The 1391-nt window shown below is 40.6% G+C and carries 3 protein-coding genes; all 3 read right to left on the bottom strand.

The window, feature by feature from the left end:
* Positions 1-98: 98 nt before the first annotated feature.
* The 3 genes from ACFIKG_RS09185 to ACFIKG_RS09175 all read right to left on the bottom strand — a co-directional run bounded on the left by ACFIKG_RS09185 (position 99) and on the right by ACFIKG_RS09175 (position 1329).
* Positions 99-311: a hypothetical protein gene (locus ACFIKG_RS09185; protein ID WP_375652186.1), complete on the bottom strand. Its 213-nt coding sequence runs from the start codon at positions 309-311 to the stop codon at positions 99-101.
* Between the two features lie 131 nt (positions 312-442).
* Positions 443-670 (bottom strand): hypothetical protein, encoded by a 228-nt coding sequence (locus ACFIKG_RS09180; RefSeq protein WP_375652185.1) that lies wholly within the window; start codon positions 668-670, stop codon positions 443-445.
* Positions 667-1329: a lysozyme gene (locus tag ACFIKG_RS09175; protein ID WP_375652184.1), complete on the bottom strand. Its 663-nt coding sequence runs from the start codon at positions 1327-1329 to the stop codon at positions 667-669. Before ACFIKG_RS09175 ends, ACFIKG_RS09180 begins: the two co-directional genes overlap by 4 nt.
* Positions 1330-1391 lie beyond the last annotated feature (62 nt).

Here is a 1391-nt window from a genome sequence, read left to right as displayed (position 1 = left end):
ACTGTTTTAAATGGGCGAAGGCATTCTCTATCACCTCCATGAGACGAGCAAAATTAAGAATCCATTTTCTAAAGAATTTCGCGCGTCTCAGAGTATGTTTAGAGTCGGATATTTGGTTTTTGTGTAAAAATACTTACTAATGCATCCATAATACGTGAAAAATCAAGCGCTAATAAGAGTATAATGAGTACAATCCATTTCGTATAACGCGACATCACTTTTACACTTTTGTAGGTCATGATGATTTCTTGAAGGATTTCTTTTTCTGCTTCCGTAAGCTCTGTATCGTGTTGTGTTTTTTTTCTAGCCATGTTTCCACCCACACACACGTTCGCCCTGCTTGTTATGCTTTAAGATCTCTCTTGCTAAATTGGAACTGATGGCGTTCAGATCTTGCTTATCTAAATAAATTGGCAACCAGCCAACACAAGAAGAAGCATATTTATTTGTCGTGCAACCAGTCAGAGAGAGCAGCACGCACATCAGCATCACTTTTTTGATTAATTTCATTTTCCACCTCCAGACGTGTTGTGGCTGCTTTTAAAGCTTTTTCTGTTTGCTTTTGTTGCTCTGCTTTTTTCCCAAGAGTAAAAGCTCTTGCTAAAATCATAAAAAAAGCGGCTAAAACCGCGCCTGTTAGCATCAGATTTCTTTTCATCCATAAGATCATAGACGATGCTCCTGAAAGCGTTTAGCAACAAAGAAAATACCAGCACATGCGGCTAAAATCATAATGGTGGCCAAAGCCCATTGGATTGGTCCATTTCCTGCTAATAAGCCTCCAAGCCCAGAAAAAGAACCAATAATCGGTGCAAGGGCTTCGGCTTTGAAAACCCCCGTTGGTGCTTGCGTTTCTACTGTTTGATAATTGGAGGAAACATAAGCCCCTTTTGCCCATAAGCCTGTTTCTGCCGCACGCCGGTGTGCGAGACCTTCAAGACGCTTCCCGCCTGCTTTGGTCCATTTCTGTAGCTCTGCAGGGACAGCTTCATATTCACCTTGATTGAGCTTTTTTAACAGTGTCGAGTTACAAAAGGCTGTTGTTCCTACATTATAGCAAAAGGAGACTAACGCCGCAAATTGTTCATCAGTTAATGAAATTGCAACAGCGTGTTCAACGGCATTTTCAAATTGTCTTAAGTCTTGGCAAAGAAGTTCTTCTGCTTGCTTTTCAGTGATTGTCATGCCTTCGTAAATAAAAGGCTTTCCAGCACTGTTTGTATGTCCATAACCTATTGTCCACACTCCAATGGCATCTTTATAGGCGTTCAAACGCAAACCTTCCCATTGTTTGATAAGTGCTAGTCCTTCTGATGATATTTTTCGCATATGATTCTCCATAAAAAAAGCCCCGCAAAAGCAGAGCTGGATTAAAAAATTGACATCTTTCC

Source organism: Bartonella sp. LB28NMGDW, from assembly GCF_042194435.1.
In the GTDB taxonomy this organism is placed as follows: Bacteria; Pseudomonadota; Alphaproteobacteria; order Rhizobiales; family Rhizobiaceae; genus Bartonella; species Bartonella grahamii.
Note: the sequence above shows the minus strand (reverse complement) of the source record. Positions and strands in the feature narration are given on the sequence as shown.